Annotated in this window: 16 protein-coding genes and 1 pseudogene; 8 read left to right on the top strand and 9 right to left on the bottom strand. The window is 71.4% G+C overall.

The window, feature by feature from the left end; genetic code table 11:
- Nucleotides 1-52 precede the first annotated feature (52 nt).
- The gene (locus ACFE7H_RS10010; protein WP_375401087.1) at nucleotides 53-979 is read left to right on the top strand and encodes an AEC family transporter; all 927 of its coding nucleotides are present in this window, start codon (nucleotides 53-55) and stop codon (nucleotides 977-979) included.
- A gap of 27 nt (nucleotides 980-1,006) precedes the next feature.
- Here ACFE7H_RS10010 and ACFE7H_RS10005 read toward each other — a convergent pair whose 3' ends face one another.
- The 3 genes from ACFE7H_RS10005 to ACFE7H_RS09995 form a co-directional block, all read right to left on the bottom strand.
- Nucleotides 1,007-1,516 carry a low molecular weight protein-tyrosine-phosphatase gene (locus ACFE7H_RS10005; protein ID WP_375401172.1) on the bottom strand — a complete coding sequence of 170 codons (510 nt, stop codon included), beginning with the start codon at nucleotides 1,514-1,516 and terminating at the stop codon, nucleotides 1,007-1,009.
- A gap of 32 nt (nucleotides 1,517-1,548) precedes the next feature.
- A complete protein-coding gene (locus tag ACFE7H_RS10000) occupies nucleotides 1,549-2,385 on the bottom strand; it encodes an exodeoxyribonuclease III (RefSeq protein WP_375401086.1) in 837 nt (278 codons plus the stop codon).
- A gap of 85 nt (nucleotides 2,386-2,470) precedes the next feature.
- Nucleotides 2,471-3,847, bottom strand: a complete 1,377-nt coding sequence (locus ACFE7H_RS09995) for a DUF222 domain-containing protein (protein ID WP_375401085.1) — start codon at nucleotides 3,845-3,847, stop codon at nucleotides 2,471-2,473.
- Nucleotides 3,848-4,023: 176 nt separating this feature from the next.
- On the opposite strand from ACFE7H_RS09995, the gene ACFE7H_RS09990 reads away from it, so the two are divergent.
- The 3 genes from ACFE7H_RS09990 to ACFE7H_RS09980 are packed head-to-tail and all read left to right on the top strand — an operon-like array spanning nucleotide 4,024 to nucleotide 6,117.
- Entirely contained in the window at nucleotides 4,024-4,929 is a 906-nt protein-coding gene (locus ACFE7H_RS09990; RefSeq protein ID WP_375401171.1) for an alpha/beta hydrolase fold domain-containing protein, read from the top strand.
- Between the two features lie 43 nt (nucleotides 4,930-4,972).
- A complete protein-coding gene (pyrE, locus tag ACFE7H_RS09985) occupies nucleotides 4,973-5,521 on the top strand; it encodes an orotate phosphoribosyltransferase (protein ID WP_375401084.1) in 549 nt (182 codons plus the stop codon).
- Nucleotides 5,518-6,117, top strand: coding sequence for a septum formation family protein (locus tag ACFE7H_RS09980; RefSeq protein WP_375401083.1), 600 nt, complete (start codon nucleotides 5,518-5,520; stop codon nucleotides 6,115-6,117). The genes pyrE and ACFE7H_RS09980 overlap by 4 nt, the downstream gene beginning before the upstream one ends.
- 43 nt (nucleotides 6,118-6,160) lie before the next feature.
- On the opposite strand, the pseudogene ACFE7H_RS09975 reads toward ACFE7H_RS09980, so the two are convergent.
- Nucleotides 6,161-6,960: pseudogene (locus tag ACFE7H_RS09975) on the bottom strand (HAD-IIA family hydrolase).
- Between the two features lie 64 nt (nucleotides 6,961-7,024).
- On the opposite strand from ACFE7H_RS09975, the gene ACFE7H_RS09970 reads away from it, so the two are divergent.
- On the top strand, nucleotides 7,025-8,479 hold the full coding sequence (locus ACFE7H_RS09970; RefSeq protein ID WP_375401082.1) for a phospholipase D-like domain-containing protein: 1,455 nt from the start codon (nucleotides 7,025-7,027) through the stop codon (nucleotides 8,477-8,479).
- A gap of 65 nt (nucleotides 8,480-8,544) precedes the next feature.
- On the opposite strand, the gene ACFE7H_RS09965 is transcribed toward ACFE7H_RS09970, so the two are convergent.
- Both ACFE7H_RS09965 and ACFE7H_RS09960 read right to left on the bottom strand, forming a co-directional pair.
- Entirely contained in the window at nucleotides 8,545-9,801 is a 1,257-nt protein-coding gene (locus tag ACFE7H_RS09965; protein WP_375401081.1) for a hypothetical protein, read from the bottom strand.
- Between the two features lie 211 nt (nucleotides 9,802-10,012).
- Complete coding sequence (locus ACFE7H_RS09960; protein WP_375401170.1) at nucleotides 10,013-10,858, bottom strand: DNA-methyltransferase; 846 nt, start codon at nucleotides 10,856-10,858, stop codon at nucleotides 10,013-10,015.
- A 76-nt stretch (nucleotides 10,859-10,934) separates the two neighbouring features.
- Here ACFE7H_RS09960 and ACFE7H_RS09955 point away from each other — a divergent pair, with 76 nt between their 5' ends.
- From ACFE7H_RS09955 to ACFE7H_RS09945, 3 genes are all read left to right on the top strand, one after another.
- Nucleotides 10,935-11,831 carry a rhomboid family intramembrane serine protease gene (locus ACFE7H_RS09955; RefSeq protein WP_375401080.1) on the top strand — a complete coding sequence of 299 codons (897 nt, stop codon included), beginning with the start codon at nucleotides 10,935-10,937 and terminating at the stop codon, nucleotides 11,829-11,831.
- Between the two features lie 128 nt (nucleotides 11,832-11,959).
- Nucleotides 11,960-12,607, top strand: a complete 648-nt coding sequence (locus ACFE7H_RS09950) for a TrmH family RNA methyltransferase (protein ID WP_375401169.1) — start codon at nucleotides 11,960-11,962, stop codon at nucleotides 12,605-12,607.
- A 202-nt stretch (nucleotides 12,608-12,809) separates the two neighbouring features.
- Nucleotides 12,810-13,550, top strand: coding sequence for a DUF429 domain-containing protein (locus ACFE7H_RS09945; protein ID WP_375401079.1), 741 nt, complete (start codon nucleotides 12,810-12,812; stop codon nucleotides 13,548-13,550).
- A gap of 151 nt (nucleotides 13,551-13,701) precedes the next feature.
- Here the strand turns inward: ACFE7H_RS09945 and ACFE7H_RS09940 are convergent, their stop codons facing one another.
- From ACFE7H_RS09940 to ACFE7H_RS09930, 3 genes are all read right to left on the bottom strand, one after another.
- On the bottom strand, nucleotides 13,702-13,998 hold the full coding sequence (locus tag ACFE7H_RS09940; RefSeq protein ID WP_375401078.1) for an SHOCT domain-containing protein: 297 nt from the start codon (nucleotides 13,996-13,998) through the stop codon (nucleotides 13,702-13,704).
- A 196-nt stretch (nucleotides 13,999-14,194) separates the two neighbouring features.
- Nucleotides 14,195-14,860 (bottom strand): response regulator, encoded by a 666-nt coding sequence (locus tag ACFE7H_RS09935; protein ID WP_375401077.1) that lies wholly within the window; start codon nucleotides 14,858-14,860, stop codon nucleotides 14,195-14,197.
- Nucleotides 14,857-16,128: a sensor histidine kinase gene (locus ACFE7H_RS09930; protein WP_375401076.1), complete on the bottom strand. Its 1,272-nt coding sequence runs from the start codon at nucleotides 16,126-16,128 to the stop codon at nucleotides 14,857-14,859. The genes ACFE7H_RS09935 and ACFE7H_RS09930 overlap by 4 nt, the downstream gene beginning before the upstream one ends.
- Nucleotides 16,129-16,226: the final 98 nt, after the last annotated feature.

Raw genomic sequence — 16,226 nt, 5'->3', positions numbered from 1 at the left:
TACCGCGTCGCCCGCCGGCGTCGCGGGCCGCCCGACGGAGAAGGATGGTGGCGTGGGCGGGGTGCTGGAAGGGTTCGCGATCATCGGCGTGGTGATCGCGGTCGGTTACGCGCTCGGCCGAAGCGACTTGATCGGCGAAGGTGCCGGGAGGGTGATGAACCGCCTGGTGTTCTTCGTCGCGACGCCCGCCCTGCTGTTCACGGTGCTCGCGACCGCGGATACGCGGGTGCTCTTCTCGCCCCTGCTGGTCGTCTCGGCCCTGGCCGCGATCGTGTCCGCTGCGGTCGCCGTTCTGATCGGCCGCTTCGTCTGGCGGCGGAACACGGCGACCCTCGCCATCAGCGGCTTCGCGGCGGGCTATGTGAATGCGAATAACATCGGGCTGCCGGTGGCGGTGTACGTGCTCGGCAACGCCGCCTACTCCGCCCCGATCATCTTGCTGCAGCTGGTGCTGTTCGCGCCGGTCGGCCTCGTCGTGCTGCAAGCCAGCACGCAGCCCGGCTCGTCGCTCGGTCGCACCGTGCTGGTGTCGCTGCGCACGCCCCTGCTGGTCGCCGTGCTGCTCGGTCTGCTGGTCGCCGTGGTGCACCTGCATATCCCGGCACCGGTCCTCGCGCCGCTGCGCATCCTGGGCGGAGCGTCGGTGCCGCTGATGCTGCTGGCGTTCGGCATGTCGCTGCACGGCAGCCGCGTGCTGGCGCCCGGCAGCGGGCGGCGGGACGTGCTGGTGGCCACGGCCTGCAAGCTGCTGGTAATGCCGGTCGCGGCATACGTGATCGGCGCGTTCCTGTTGCGCCTCGACGCCGTGCAGCTGCATGTCGCGGTCGTGCTGGCCGCCTTGCCGACCGCGCAGAACGTGCTCAACTACGCCAGCCAGTACGACACCGGCGTGGTGCTGGCCCGCGACACCGGCTTGCTGACGACCCTCGGCGCGCTGCCGGTGCTGTTGGTCGTCTCTGTCCTGCTCGTCCCGTCCTAACGCGGACCGCGCCCGGCGAGACTTGCCTCAGCCGGCGGGGGCGTTCAATTCGGCACGCACGTGGTCCACGATCGCGTCCGCCGCTGCCTCCACCTGGGCCAGCGTCGCCTCGAAGTCCTTCTCGTCCCCGTACCAGGGGTCCCGCACGTCCAGCCGTGCCTCCGCCTGATCCGCCGATCCGCCGGCGGCCTGCGCTGCCGGGTCGAACGAGCGGTACATGCGGATGCGGGACGCCGCACGGTCGTCCGACGCCAGAGCGCGCAGCACCTGGGCGTGCCGCGCGGTCATCGCCAGGATCAGGTCGCGCTCGCCGATCTCGCTCCGCCGCACCTGTCGGGCGCGGTGGGCGGGGACGGGGTAGCCGGCGCCGCGCAGCACGGCCGCCGCCCGCGGGTCGATGGGGTTGCCCGACTCCTCGCCCGAGACGCCGGTGGAGTCCACCTGCACGGAGTCGCCGAGTCCCGCCGACTCGAAGCGGTCGCGCAGCACCGCTTCGGCGATGGGGGAGCGGCAGATGTTGCCGGTGCAGACGGTCATGACGCGATACACCGGTGGGCGCACGGCCACGGTCAGAAGATCATCGGCCGGTCGTCGTCGAGCGGCGAGTCCGTGTCGATCTCGACCACCACCGGCACGTGGTCGCTCGGGGCCTCGCCCTTGCGTTCGGCACGCACGATCTCGGCTCCGGTCACCAGGTCGACGAACGCGGGCGAGCCGAGCACGAAGTCGATGCGCATGCCCTCGTTGCGGGGGAACCGCAGCTGCTTGTAGTCCCAGTAGGTGTACCCGGTGGGGACGAGGGGCCGAACGACGTCCGCCAGGCCGAGCGACTCGAACGCCGCGAAGGCGGCGCGTTCCGGTGCGGACACGTGGGTCGCGCCCTCGAACACCGCCGGGTCCCACACGTCGGCATCGAGGGGTGCGATGTTCCAGTCACCCATCAGGGCGAGCGGAGTGGTGGAATCGGCCGCGAGCGTCGAGCGCGTGTCGTCCGCCAGCCGGGCGAGCCACTCCAACTTGTACGGGTAGTGCGGATTGTCCAACTCCCGGCCGTTCGGCACGTAGAGGCTCCACAGGCGGACCCCGCCGCACGTGACCGCCATGGCCCGGGCCTCCAGCGGCAGACTGCCGTCCGGTAACGGCTTGCCGAAGCCGGGCATACCCGGAAAGTCGCGGGCGACCGCGTCGAAGCCGATGCGGCTGGCGAAGGCCACCCCGTTCCACTGGTTGTACCCGTGCGTCTCGACCTCGTATCCGGCCGCCGCGAAGGCCTCGTGGGGGAACTGGTCGTCGCGGCACTTGATCTCCTGCATGCCGAGCACGTCGATGTCCGCCCGCTGCAGCCAGTCGGTGACCCGGGCCGCTCTGGCCCGGATGGAGTTCACGTTCCAGGTCGCGACACGCATATGCCAACGCTAGACGGCCGGTTCCCGAGGTTCTCGATAGGTGTCGATGGCGCGGCGTCGAGTAGCGGGGCCCGGTCGTCCCGGGTTAGAAGGGCGGGTCGTCGGGGAGCGGGGCGGGTGCGCGTGTCTTGACGGTGAGGTCTGGTCGGGTGATCCGGTTGCCGCCCCATTTGTCGTGCCAGCGGATGGTCCCGTCGGGGAGGGTCTGGACGTCGAAGTACCCCTCGTCTTTCATCTGGTGACTCTTCCGACAGAGGATCTGCAGGTTGTCGTGTCGGGTCCGTCCGTCGTGTTCGACCCGGATCACGTGGTCGATGTCTGCCCGGTGGGCGGGCAGTCCGCAGTCGTCGCCGACGCAGGAGGGGCTGCGCAGGTGGAGAAGTTTCTTCAACCCGGCCGGGATGTACCGGTCATGCGAATCGATACCGAGGATGGAGTCGTCGATGGGGTCGACTTCGACGCGGGTCCAGCTGCGGGTGTGTGCGATGAGCTGTCGGGTGGTCTCCGCATCGATCGCGCCCATCCCCGCCAGGTCTGCGGGTGCGTTCCCGGCACCGGTCGCGGTGTCCGCCGGCACGACGAGGAGGACCGTCGCCTGCACCGCCTTCCGGTGGGGTGCCTTCAGGGTCCCGATGCGTTCCATCGGATAGGCGGGGTCGGTCGTCTCGGGTGCGGGGACGGCGATGCCGTGGAGGACGACGTCGGTGGCGACGTCGGCCATGAGTTGTCCGAGGGTGCGGCATTCCCCGTCCCGCCCGTGCAGGTCGACGGCCGCCTGTCGGATCCCGTCGTACATGGCTGCGATATCGATGGCGGTGGAGTGCACTTCCAGGACGGCCATCCCGTCGCTGTCGGGTCGGGCGCTGACCCACCGTCGGGTCGCTGCCTGTTCGTGGCGTTGAATCGCCCCGTCCGGGTCGAGCCGGTCCCGCAGGAGCCCGAGCTGCTTCTCGACGGTGGTCGGCTTCACCGTCTGGACGAGGTCGGCGGCTTTGGCATCGAACTCGGCGAGTGCTTCCGCCTTCAGTCCGGTGGTCTGGCGGGCGGCGGCTCGGATGGCTTCTTCGGAGGCGAGTCCTTCGAGGAACACCGCCCAGGTGGTGGGGAGCTTCTCCCGCACGGTCCGGCCGTCGTCGATGCGATGTTCGACCGCATGCCGGGAGACGCGGAGCACGTTCGCCTGGTGGAGGCAGAACGCCCGCACGGCGGCATCGTCCGGCCGCAGTGCTCGCCCGGTCTCGGCTTGCTCCTCCAGCAGCATCGCGTCGAACCCGGCCAGCATCACCTGCAGACGGACCGCCTCGGCCATGTTGGCTACCCGATCCGCCTGCTCCAGCGCCGAGGTGAACAGAGCCTCGCGGGCATCCAGGTCCGTACCGTTCGGCCGCACCGGAGTGGAGTCGCCCGGTCCGCCGCCCGACCCGTCGTCGGCAGGCTCATCCGACGACGGTACCCGCTCCATGTTCTACACTCTATCACAGGAAGAGCCCAAGCAATAGAAGTCATGTTCTATACAACGACGACTCGTTGGCTGTCACAGGTCATACGGTCGCGCACCACGAACTCCGCGGAACGAGCCGGCTGGGCGTGTCCACGACGGCGGAGCGTGGATGCGGCACGCTGACGCGTGTGGTGAGCATGCGGGCGCGGGGCGTCGAGGCCTTCCTGCGGGCAACGGGCGCCCAGCGTCGCTGGCGCTCGCCGGAGGCGCTGCAGCGGGCGATCGACCGTCGGCCGGCCGAGTCCTCGCCCGCGCCGAAGCGGCTGCGCGGGGTGCGTACCCGGGCCGAACACCGGCAGGGTTGGCCGGTGTGGGTGCTCGAGCCGCAGGACCGGCACTCCGTGGGCTCGCTCGTGTGGCTGCATGGCGGTGGGTACGTGTTCGACCTCGCTGCCCAGCACTGGACGTTCCTGGCCGACCTCGCCGTGCGCTCCGGGCGGCGCGTGCTGGTTCCGCGCTATCCGCTCGCACCGGAGGGTCGGGCGGAGCAGACCGTCCCCACCGCCGCCGATCTGGTCGCCGAACTACTCGACGCGGAGCCGAGCGCCGAGCTGCCGGAGCACGGTCCCCTGGCGCTCGGCGGCGACTCGGCCGGTGGCGGGATGGCGCTCGCCGTGGCGCAGGAGCTGCGGCTGCGCGGCCACGGGGGCATCCCTTTGGTGCTGTCGTCGCCCTGGGTCGATGCGACGCTGTCCGATCCCGCGGTACCCGCTGCGGCCGCACTGGACCCGTGGCTCGCCCCGCCCGGCCTGCGCGCTGCGGGCTCCGCCTACGCTGGATCGCTCGGCCCGAACGACCGGCGGGCCAGCCCCATCCACGGCCCGTTGATCGGACTCGGACCCGTTCTGATCCTGACCGGCACCCGCGACGTGCTGAACCCCGACGCACGTCGGCTGGCTGCGGCGCTGCAGGCGGCCGGCGGCCAAGTCGAGCTGCTGGAGCGAACGGGGCTGCTGCACAACTTTCCGCTGATGCCCATTCCCGAGGCCGCGCCCGCCCGGGACGCGATCACGGCGTTCCTGACGCGCGAGGGGGCTTCCTGAGCGGCGGAGCGGTCGGGAGCGGTCGCGTTCGTAGCATTGGGGCGTGCCCGACACCCGCGACCAGCTGATCGCCGCTATCGCCGACTCGGCGGTCTTCCACGGCGACTTCACGCTGACCTCCGGCCGCAAGGCCTCCTATTACGTGGACCTGCGCCGGGTCAGCCTGGATCATCGGGTCGCTCCCCTGATCGGCCAGGTGATGCTCGACCTGATCGCGGACGTGCCGGATGTCGCCGCGGTCGGCGGCCTGACGATGGGCGCCGATCCGATCGCCGCCGCGATCCTGCACCAGGGCGCCGCGCGTGGCGTCGCGGTGGACGCGTTCGTCGTCCGCAAGCAGCCGAAGGACCACGGTCGCGGCCGGCAGGTGGAGGGTCCGGATCTGGACGGCAAGCGCGTGATCGTGGTGGAGGACACCTCGACCACCGGCGGGTCGCCGCTGGCCGCCATCGCGGCGCTCGAAACGGTGGGGGCGGTCATCGCGGGCGTCGCCGTGGTCGTCGACCGCGACACGGGTGCCCGCCAGGCGATCGAGGCCGCCGGCTACGAGTACCGCGCGGCGATCGGCCTGGCCGACCTCGGGCTGGCGTGACACAGGCGCGACCTCGGGGTGCCGCCGAGCGGCGCCTGATCGTCGCGTCCCTCGCCGTGATCGCGGTCTCTGTGCTGCTCGCGGCGTTCTTCGTGGGGAGCCGCTTGGCGGCTCGGGCGGCGGACCCTGCCGCCGTCCCTGCCGTTGTCCGCACGAGCGCGCCGGCGACGGTCGCCCCTCCGCCGAGCGCTTCGCCGTCGACTCCGGCTCCGACATCATCCGTCGGGCCGATCGCGGCCGGCGTACACCCCTGGCAGGCATTGCTCGGCGGCGAGTGCCTCGACCCCTACGAGTCGCCGTGGCAGGCCACCTATACGGTGGTCGCATGCTCCGGCAGGCATGCAGGGCAGCTGACCCGCCGCGTCGAGTTGGAAGGCGTCGAGTACCCGGGGTCGGCGGCCTTGATCGCGACGCTCTCGCTGTCGTGCAGCGGCGTCGACGCCGTGACCCTGTCGAGTGCCGCCCGCTACAGCGACCTGCAGACCGCCTTCAGCTATCCGACGGAAGACCAGTGGCGGTCGGGCGACACGACCGGCTACTGCTTCGCCTCACGCGCGAAGGGTGCGCCGATGACGGGCAGCGTCGCGCCCAGGTGACCCTTCCTGCTCGCCGCCACATCGGACGCTCGCGTCCGCGTGGTCAGAGTTCGGTCTCGCGCGGCTCCCGCTCCAGCAGGTCGGCGACGGATTCCAGTATCTCGTCGGGCCGGACGGGTAGCGGTCGATCTCGGCCCGGTCGCTGATGCCCGTCATGACGAGGATGGTGTGCAGTCCGGCTTCGATCCCAGCCACGATGTCCGTGTCCATGCGGTCGCCGATCATCGCCGTGCTCTCGCTGTGCGCGCCGATGCGGTTGAGCGCTGAGCGGAACATCATCGGGTTCGGCTTGCCGACCACATAGGGCGTCGCACCGGTCGCCCGCGTGATCAGCGCCGTCACCGCGCCGGTGGCCGGCAGCGGTCCCTCCGGGCTCGGACCCGTCGCGTCCGGGTTCGTCGCGATGAAGCGCGAGCCGGCGGCGATGAACCGGATCGCCTTCGTGATCGCCTCGAAGGAGTAGTTGCGCGTCTCGCCGACGACGACGTAGTCGGGCGCCGTGTCGGTCATGATGAAGCCCGCCTCGTGCAGCGCGGTGGTCAGGCCTGCCTCACCGATCACGAACGCGGAGCCGCCCGGGATCTGCGAGTGCAAGAAGTCGGCGGTGGCGAGGGCGGAGGTCCAGAGGAACTCCTCCGGCACGTCCAGCCCGCTCGCCCGCAGCCGCGCCGCCAGGTCGCGCGGCGTGAAGATCGAGTTGTTGGTGAGCACCAGGAACGGGTCGCCGGCGTCCGTCCACTGCCGGATCAGCTCGGCCGCACCCGGGACCGCGCGATTCTCGTGCACCAGCACGCCGTCCATGTCGGTCAGCCAGGCATCCACATCCGCTCGCGACTTGGCCATCGTGTCTCCCCTCACTCCCTGACGGCATGCGAGGCAAGGCTAGGGCGACTGCTACCAATGGGTCGTGCCCTTCTTCGTATTCGACCTGCCCGTCGCGGTCGGCGTCGTCGCCGAGGCGATCGCGATCGTGCTGGCACTCGTCGTCGCACCGCACGGCCGGCGGCCGTCGTCGGCACTCGCCTGGATCGTGCTGATCATCACCGTGCCGGCGCTCGGCATCATCTTGTTCGGCCTGATCGGCAGCGCCAAGCTGCCCGCGGCGCGGCAGGAGCGGCAGCGAGAGATGAACCGGCTTATCTCGCACGCGGCGCACGAGATCGCCCCGGTGATCGCGCGCTACGACTCGCCCGGCTGGCTGTCGTCGATCGCGCACCTGAACGAGCAGGTGGGCGCCCTGCCGCTGGTCGAGGGGCGGGAGGCCCGCCTGCTGTCGACGTTCGACGACCAGTTGCGCGCGCTGATCGCCGCCGCGGACGGCGCGCGAACGACGCTGCACGTCGAGTTCTACATCCTGGCGCTCGACGACACCACGGCGCCGTTCTTCGCAGCGCTCGAGGACGCCCGCGCCCGCGGCGTGCAGGTGCGGGTGCTGCTGGATCACCTCGGTTCGGCCGGCTACCCGGGATACCGCCGCGCCCGGAAGGAGCTCGACCGGCTGGGCGTGGAGTGGCACCTGATGCTGCCCATCCAGCCATTCCGCGGCCGGTATACGCGGCCCGACCTGCGGAACCACCGCAAGCTGCTGGTCGCAGACGGCGACCTGGCGATCGTCGGGTCGATGAACGTCATCGATCCCTCCTACGAGCGGCGGAAGAACCGGCGGCGCGGGCTGCGGTGGCGCGACCTGATGGTGCAGGTGCGGGGCACGGTCGTGGCCGAGGTGCAGGTGCTCTTCATCACCGACTGGTACAGCGAGACCGACGAGCTGCTCGATCTCGCGGAGCCCCTCCCGCCGAACGGGGGCGGCGACCTGCTCTGTCAGATCGCGCCGAGCGGTCCCGCGTTCCCCGCCGAGAACAACCTGGCGCTCTTCAATTCGCTGATCTACGCCGCGGAGCGACGCCTCAGCATCACGAGTCCGTACTTCGTGCCGGACGAGTCGCTGCTGGGCGCGCTGCTCACGGCCGCTCGCCGCGGCGTGGCGGTGGAGCTGTTCGTCGGCGCGATCGGCGATCAGCTGTTCGTCTTCCACGCGCAGCACTCCTACTACCAGGACCTGCTGGATGCCGGAGTGCGCATATACCTTTATCCGGCGCCGAACATCCTGCACGCCAAGCACCTGACGGTCGACGACCTGGTCGGGGTGATCGGCTCCTCGAACATGGACATCCGCTCATTCCAGCTGGACCTGGAGCTGTCGCTGATGGTCTGCAGCCGCGCGTTCACCGACGACCTGCGGCGCATCGAGGACGGCTACCGCGCGGTGTCGACCGAGCTGACGGAGGCGGAGTGGTCCGCTCGCTCCCGCCTGCACCGCATCGGCGACGACCTGGCCCGCCTCACCTCCGCCGTGCAGTGAGCAGTGAGCAGTGAGCCCTGCGCCGCGCGGATGCCGGGAGGGGAGGCCGTGTGGTGAGACGCCGCTCAGCCCGCGGCGCCCGAGACCGTCGTGCGGATGCCCTCGCAGAGCGAGCCGGTCGGGCAGGTGAAGCGCAGCAGGTCCTTCGTGCGGTCCTTGCCGTGGACGATCAGGTGCACGGTCGCCTTCGACTGCGTGTTGGCGTGGCCGTAATACGACTTGGGGTACTCCACCGTGAAGTAGGGGCCGGAGTAGACCGGGTCGACGATTGTGTAGGTGGCGGTGCCCTGGTCGGAGTCGATCCGCATGTCCGCCTCCTTGTTGCCCAGCAGCACCGGGCGGGTGATCACGACGGTGCCGCTGACCCGCTCGAAGTTGAGGCCCGCGCGGCGGTTGTCGGTGGCGATCACATCGGTGACCGTCGCGTTGTGCACCGTCCAGAACGAGGCGCCCATGCTGCCGGTGTTGTCGTGGAAGTAGCTGTCCTCCACCGTGATGTCGCTCGACCCGTTCGCGCCCAGGCCGACGGACCCGATACCGGCGCCGTCCACCTCCACCCGTGCGTAGGTGGCGTGGGTGGAGCGGTAGTCGTTGATGCCGAAGGTCTCGCCCGGCGGCCGGGAGTTGTGCCCTGGGATCGCCTGCACACGCACATCGCTGACGCATGGGCTGACCGCGCGGTCCAGGCGCAGCCCGTTGTAGAGGTGGCCCTGGTCGCTGCCGCGCAGCGTGAATCCCGACAGGCGGGCGTGGGCCGCGGTCACCTTGAGCAGCGACAGCTGGTTCGTCGCCGGATAGGTCGTGGGCACGGACGCCGCGCGGGTGGAGGAGTGCGGCGCCATCTGGAACGTGGTCGCCGACACTCCGGATCCCTGCAGGCCGTGGATCGCCGGGTCGATCGCGGCGCCGTTCTTCGCGGACGAGCTGCCGGTGAAGTCGTGGAACGTGAAGGTGCCGGGCCCGAAGGTGACGATGCTGCCCGCGGGCGCGGCATTGGCGGTGTGGCCGACGGTGGAGTGGGCGGCGAGCCGCTCGAAGGGGACGAGGCCGGATCCGGTGGGCCGGGGAGCGGTCGACGGGTGCCAGTACGTCGGCAGGGCGGTCGTGCCGGTGGAGGCGGTCGCGGCGTGCCCAGCGGAGATGCCGACGACCTCGGCGCACGAGGCTGCTGCGGTCGGCGAGGGTGATACCGGAGGCGTGTGCGCAGCAGAGACCTTCGGCGTGGCCGGTGCCGCGGTGCACCCGGCGAGCACCAGCACGCCGAGGACGGGCGCGAGTGCCCGAAGCCGACGCGGCGCGCTGGCGCTCCGAAGCGAAGTCACTGCCCAGGCCTGCCTTTCAACGTGCGGGCGCCCGGCTGCGGCGCCCGCACAGGCTACGCCGTCGTCGCCCGCACGCGTGCGGCCCTGGCCGCCCCTCCCGCTGCCTGCGTGGCGAGGAATTCAGGAGAAATCGAGAACAAGGCGTCCTGGGCGGCTCGGATCGCCTGCAGATCTCGGGATCACCTGAATTCTTCGGACTCCCGAGCAGCGCTCAGACCGCTTCGACGCCGGGCAGCCGGCCGCGGATCACCTCGACCGCGGCGGCGCTCTCGTCCATCAGCACGAATCGACGCCCCAACGCCCTCGCCGCGGCTCCGGTGGTCCCACTGCCGGCGAAGGGGTCGAGCACCCAGTCGCCCGGCTCGGTGGAGGCGCCGATGATGCGCCGCAGCACCCCCACGGGTTTCTGGGTCGGGTAGCCGGTCTTCTCGTTCCCCGTCGGCGACACGATCGTGTGCCACCACACGTCGGTGGGCAGCTTGCCTCGCTCCGCCTTCTCCGCCGTCACCAGCCCCGGCGCCATGTACGGCTCGCGATCGACCGCCTGCGCGTCGAAGTGGTAGCGGCGCCGGTCCTTGACGTAGACGAGGATCGTGTCGTGCTTCGCCGGCCAGCGATGCTGCGCCCGGGCGCCGTAGTCGTAGGCCCAGATGATCTCGTTCAGAAAGTTCTCGCGACCGAACAGGCCGTCCAGCAGCACCTTGGCGTAGTGCGCCTCGCGATAGTCCAGGTGCAGGTAGAGCGTGCCGCGCTCGTCGAGCAGCCGATGCGCCTGGATGAGCCGGGGCTCCAGGAACGCCCAATAGTCCGTGAAGCGGTCGTCGAACGTGGCCGCCTGCAGCCGCAGCGTCTCGTAGCGGGTGCCGGCGAAGCCCGTGCGGTCGCCGTCGGCGCTGCGCACCACCTGCATCCGCTGGCGCTCCTGCACCCGGCCGGTGTTGAACGGCGGATCCAGGTACACCAGTCGGAACGCGGCGTCCGGCAGCCGGGGGAGCAGGTCGAGGTTGTCGCCCTGCGCGACGAGGTCGGGCCCGGTCGGCGACCAGTCGAGGGGCACGTGGGTCACGCTACCCAAGTGCACTTCGCGGCCGGGCGCACATGTCGACCGCGCGGATCAGACAGAATCTCCCGTCGTGACCAACAGCAGCGCGGACGTGGAGCTGGACCCCTCCGTCTGCTATCGGCACCCCGACCGGCAGAGCTGGGTGCTGTGCCAGCGCTGCGGCCGCACGGTCTGCCCGGAGTGCCAGATCCTGGCCCCCGTGGGTGTGCACTGCCCCGACTGCGTTCGCGAGACCGCCGGCGGCGTGCAGTGGCGTCCGGCCGGCCCGACGAAGCCGCCGCGCCGGGGACGGACCCGCAGCGCCGGCCGGGTGCGCGTGCTGCTCGACACGGATTCCGGCGGGCCGGTCGCGACCCGCGTGATCCTGGCGGCGGCCGTCGTGCTGTGGCTGGCCGGCTTCTTCACCGGCAATCTGCCGTTCGCCGTGCTCGCCGCCATCCCCGGTACCGAGCTGCAGATCTGGCGGTTCGTCACCGCGCCGTTCGCCAGCTTCTCGTCGCTGACCTTCGGCGGGGTGTTCTCGTTCCTGCTGTCGGCGGTGTTCTTCTTCCTGAGCGGCCCCACCCTGGAGCGGATGCTCGGCAGGCGCCGATTCATGGGCGTCTTTGTGGTGTCGTCCGTGGTCGGCACCGCCTGCATGCTGCTGACCGGCGGAGTGGGTGCCGGGCTGACCGCACCGCTGTTCGGGCTGTTCGGGGCGCTGCTGGTGCTCGTCTGGTCCGATCAGCGGACCCGGACGCAGATCCTGATCCTGATCGGGATCAACCTGCTGCTCAGTATCGTCACGGGCGGAGGGGCGTCGCTACCGGAGCTGATCGGCGGCATGATCGCCGGTGCGGGCACCATTTATCTGTTCCGGACGGCCGGCGACCGGCCCTGGAAGCCGCGCACGCCGGCGGTGATCGTCGTTGCATCGGCGGCGGGGTTCGTCGTGCTGGCGATCCTGCGGGCGCTCGCCTTCAGCTGACCGGCGAGCCCGGTTCCTCCCGCGGTAGTTCTGGCACTCGCGCGGTGGGTCCGCCTCCCGCGCGAGCGCACACCTACCGCGCGACGCCGTCTCGGCGCGCTCGCTACGGTTGGCCGGTGCCGGAGGGGATGTCGAGCGCCGATCGGCCGGGCGCCGAGCCCCGGACATCCGGGGTCGGGCCGTGGCCCGGAGGCCGCGACGCGTGGCCGGACCACGAGCGATACGACTCCGAGCTGCTCGAGCTGGGCGACACCCGCAACGTGGTCGACCGGTACCGCTACTGGACGATGGATGCGATCGTGGCCGACCTGGACACCCGGCGCCATCCCTTCTCGGTCGCGATCGAGAACTGGCAGCACGACATGAACATCGGCTCGATCGTGCGCACCGCCAACGCGTTCGCAGCCCGGACGGTGCACGTGATCGGGCGGCGGCACTGGAACCGTCGCGGCGCGATGGTGACCGACCGCTACCAGCACGTGCTGCATCACGACACGATCCAGGACTTCGCGCGATGGGCGGCCGCCGAGGGGCTGCCCATCGTCGCCGTGGACAACCTGCCGGGAGCCATACCGATCACGGCATACGACCTGCCCGAACGGTGCGTGCTGCTCTTCGGGCAGGAGGGACCGGGGCTGACCGACGAGGCGGTCGCCGCTGCGGGAGCGCTGGTGGCGATCGACCAGTACGGATCGACCCGGTCGATCAACGCCTCCGCGGCGGCCGCGATCGTGATGCACGAGTGGGTGCGCCGGTGGGCTGATCCACCGGCCTGATCTGCGCTCGCAGCCGCTCGCACGGGCAGCACGACAGCAGGACAGGGTCCCGACAGCAGGTTCCCTGTCGACGGTGGTCCTGCTGTCGGGACCTGGTCCTGCCGTCGTGCTCGGGTGTGCGGCGTCGGGTGGAGATGGAGGGTGCAGGAGGGGGAGGCGCAGGGTGAGGGCGTTGTCTGCGGCTCGGACGCAGACTGGCGGAGTGCATGTCGGGATCGATCTTGCGTGGGGGCCGCGTGGGCGCACCGGTCTGACGATCGTGGACGCCGACGGGCGCTATGTCGACTCGGCCGCGGTGCGCACGGACGGCGAGATCGACGGCTGGCTTGCGGATCGTGCTCTGGTCACGGTCGCAATCGATGCGCCGCTGATCGTCTGCAATCCCATCGGGATGCGGGAGGCGGAGCGAGCACTGTCGAAGGACTACGCCACCTTTCATGCGGGCACGCATCCGACCAACCTCGGTACCCGGCACATGAATCCGCCGCGGGGCGGTCGCCTCGCCGCCCGACACGGCTGGTCCCTGAATCCCTGGCCGCCCGCCACCGCCGAGCAGACGGTCGCCATCGAGGTCTACCCTCACGCGGCGATGGTCGGCCTCTTCGGCCTGCCGCGGATCGTGCGCTACAAGCGCAAGCGCCATCGCACCCCCGCCGATCGCCGCAGCGGGTTCGAGCAGGTGCTCGAGTTGTTCGAGGGGATCGAGACGCTGCAACTGCCGCGGCAGGACCGCTGGCGGCAGATCCGGTCGCTGGTGGCCGCCACGACGTCGCACGCCGACCTCGGGCAGCTCGAGGACGAGATCGACGCGATCCTCTGCGCGCACCTCGCCTGGTTGTGGCACACGCACCGCGACCGCTTGCGGGTCTACGGCGACTGGGAGTGGGGCGCGATCATCGCGCCGCCGCCTCCGCTGCGGCCTCCTCCACGCTCCGGAATCTGAGCCCCGGCCCGCACCGTCAGCAGGACCAGGTCCCGACAGCAGGTCCCCTGTCGACGGGTGGCCTGCTGAAGAGACCCTGTCCTGCTGTCGGACTCATGCCATCCGGGGGGGAGCGAGGGTCGAGAAAGCGCGGAGCGAGGGCGGCGGAGGGTCAGCGCGCTGGCGGGCGGTTGGCGCGCAGCACCTCCAGGCGGGCGCGGTACTCGACCTCTTCGATGTCGCCCTGTGCGAAGCGCTCGGCCAGGGTCGCCTCCGCGGAACGCCCGGGCGCCCACGGCGGGCCGTCGGCGCCGAAGCGGCGGCGGGCGCGACGGCCGAAGAACAGGACCAGGCCGACGATGACGACGAGCCAGATGAGCGGGATGAGGAAGAAGAACGGTCCGGGGCCGTAGCCGCCGGCCCAGGGACCGACCGCAGGTGCGGCCAGGGGAGCGAGTGCGGTGAACATGATGTGCCTTTCCAGTGGTGTTCGCGGCCCGTGTCGGACCGTGCTGCCACTCTCGCCGCCGCCGGGGCGCAGCGCGTCCGCCGCAGGGACGCACCCCGTCTGCACCGCCGGGTGTACGCGAGGTGCCGGCACTACCGCGACCACGGGGCCCGATGCGTACCGCGCCCAACCCGCCGCGACTGCGTCCCAGCCGCCCCTATCCCTGCCAGCCGGGCGTGACGAGCCCCGCCTCGTACGCGACGACCACCAGCTGCACCCGATCGCGGGCGCCCAGCTTGCCCATCACCCGCGAGACATGCGTCTTGGCCGTCAGGGGGCTGAGGAACAGCTGCCGCGCGATCTCCTCGTTCGTGAGTCCTCGGCCCACCAGGGTCAGCACCTCGCGCTCGCGATCGGTCAGCACCTCCAGCCGCTCGTCGTCCCGCGGCGCACGCAGGGCGCCCGCGACCCGCTCCAGCAGCCGACGGGTGGCTCCGGGACTCAGCAGCGCGTCGCCCGCCGCAGCGACCCGTACCGCACGGATCAGCTCCGCCGGCTCGGTGTCCTTCACGAGGAACCCGCTGGCCCCGGAGCGCACCGCCTCCGCCACGTACTCGTCCAGCTCGAAGGTGGTGACCACCACCACGTGGCAGCCCTCCAGGCCCGGTGTCGCCACGATCTGCCGGGTCGCCCACAGACCGTCCCCGTCGGGCATGCGGATGTCCATCAGCAGCACATCCGGCCGGTGCTCGCGCGCCAGGGCCACCGCCTCGCGCCCGGTGCGCGCCTCGCCCACCACCTGGATGTCCGCCTCCGGCTCGAGCAGCGCACGGAATCCGCCGCGGATGAGCGCCTGGTCGTCCGCCAGACCGACGGTGATCACGGCAGATCCTCCGGTGCCGGTGCCGGTGCCGGAGCGGGTGCTGCGCCGGGTGCCGGCTCAGGAGCCGGGTCAGGTGCCGCGCCGCCGGGGATGCGGGCGACCACCGCGATGCCGTCGGGGTGGGCGGTGACCTGCAGGGACCCGCCGAGCAGCTGCGCGCGCTCCCGCATCCCGAGGATCCCGTTGCCGGCCACCGGCGCGGACCGGGTGGGGGCGGAGGAGGTCGCGGTACCGCGGTCGCGCACCGTGACGACCGCGTCGCCGCCGAGCCACGCCAATTCCACGTCGACCGACGCTCCGGGGGCGTGCCGCCGCGCGTTCGTCAGCGACTCCTGCACGATGCGGTACAGCGCCAGCTGCACCTGCGCGGGCGGCCGGGGCTGCAGTTCGTCGCGCAGCCGAACCTCGGTGCCGGTCGCCGCTTCGTCGCGCACCAGCAGGCCGACCGCATCCAGGTCGGCGGTGGGCCGGTGCGGTACGTCGTCGTCGCCGCGCAGCACCCCGAGCACCGACCGCACCTCGGCCAGCGCGTCGCGGCTGGTGGCCCGGATCGTCTCCAGCGCCTGCGTCGCGGCCTCCGGTCGCGCAGCGGCCAGGTGCAGGCCGACGCCCGCCTGCACGGTGATGGAGGAGAGGGAGTGGGCGAGCACGTCGTGCAGCTCGCGGGCGATCCGCACCCGTTCCTGCTCCGCTGCGATCCGGCGCCGATCCACCTCCGCCGTCTCCCGGTCCCGGGCGCGCAGCAGCCGCACCCGCATGCCCTCACCGAAGACGGTCGCGACCACCAGCAGCAGCGCCGTGCCGAGCGAGCGCACCGCCAGCAGCGGATTGCTCGACAGCGCGAACTCGGCCACGGGCAGCAGCAGCGCGGCAGCCACCGAGGCGAGCGCCCACACCCGCGCACCGCGAACCATCGCCGACACGATGGCCAGCGCGAACGGCAGCAGGGCGGTCGGCGGGAACGGCACCAGCAGCACGCCGGTCAGCGAGACCACACCGACGACGACGACCCGCGGCCCCGGGTGACGGCGCAGCACGACGAAGGCCACCGCGGACGCGACCGCGCAGCCCGCATACCCGGCCCCGAGCCCCGGCTGCCCGTGCGTCGCCACCTGCTGTCCGTGCAGCGTCACCGCCGCAGCGACACCCAGCTGCAGCAGCGTCGCGACGCCCAGCGGCAGGATCACACGTCGACGGTGCCCGCCGTCGATGCGAGTCCACTCGCCGTGCGCGGGCGGCCACGTCCGGTCCCGCGCGATCGTGTCCACCTTCGAACGCTAGCGACGGGGACGCACACCCGCGTCCTCCGCGGGGAGTAGACCCTCCGCCGCCTGGCAGACGACCCGGGGGCTGGCCGCGGCGATGC

Source organism: uncultured Amnibacterium sp., from assembly GCF_964250715.1.
Lineage (GTDB): Bacteria > Actinomycetota > Actinomycetes > Actinomycetales > Microbacteriaceae > Amnibacterium.
Note: the sequence above shows the minus strand (reverse complement) of the source record. Positions and strands in the feature narration are given on the sequence as shown.